Below are 805 nucleotides of genomic sequence, written 5' to 3' on the forward strand. Positions count from 1 at the left end.
CGGCTACGCCTTGGTCAGCAGAGGAAATTCAATGATGTATTTGCTGTCTGACAACTTGCATTCGCAAATTCGTGAATCAAGAAACGTTAGGCGAAACCTATTAGAAAGAGGTGTATAAATGAACTTGAATTTATTAAACTATTTATCAAATTCAGAAATCCAAGACCCATTATTAGGAATACTCATAAGATTAAGGGGAAAAAGTGAAAATGGAGATAGTTTGCTTAAATTATCATCAAGTGAAAAGACTATATACTTAATAGGTGAATTAGAAACAGAAGTAAATAGTGGTGGATTTTCTGTATATCATTTTAATAGTAGTGGTCGATATGCCAAAGAAACATTAGAAGCATTGCGATTTATTAAATCGAGATATGTTTATAAACTATTAAAGAAATCTATAAGAATATATGGTAAAGGACCAACAAATGATGAACGGTTTGGAGGTGAAGAAAAAGAAGATTTAACAGAAAGACAAGAAAGTAAATTAAATAAGTTAGATACGAAATTTTATGAATATAAAGAAGATATCTATCAATTACAAATAGATTTCATTAAAACTAATGTACAAGAATTTGATTTGTGAGTATTACATAGTAGAATAGGCATCGCCTAACACAGTATTTACGCGGCGGCTACGCCTTGGTCACTTGATGCTTTTGGCAGAAGTAGCAGATTCAGTGACAACCTTGCATGCGCAAGGTTCGTGAATACCTGAACGTTATACGATATATGACAAGAAAGTTGGAAATCATCTTGCATCATCATTTAATGAAAGAACTCATTGCTTCTTATTTCAATGAAG

1 protein-coding gene is annotated in these 805 nt (G+C 32.2%); it reads left to right on the forward strand.

Annotated features, from left to right (window positions below):
* The first annotated feature begins 118 nt into the window (after nt 1-118).
* On the forward strand, nt 119-586 hold the full coding sequence (locus AC1TO5_RS21210; RefSeq protein WP_482064823.1) for a DMP19 family protein: 468 nt from the start codon (nt 119-121) through the stop codon (nt 584-586).
* Nucleotides 587-805 lie beyond the last annotated feature (219 nt).

It is taken from the genome of Paenibacillus sp. Y930, from assembly GCF_056786375.1.

Bases quoted from the DNA above. Each gene is read 5' to 3' on its own strand.
- AC1TO5_RS21210 (WP_482064823.1), top strand. From the start codon at position 119: ATGAACTTGAATTTATTAAACTATTTATCAAATTCAGAAATCCAAGAC.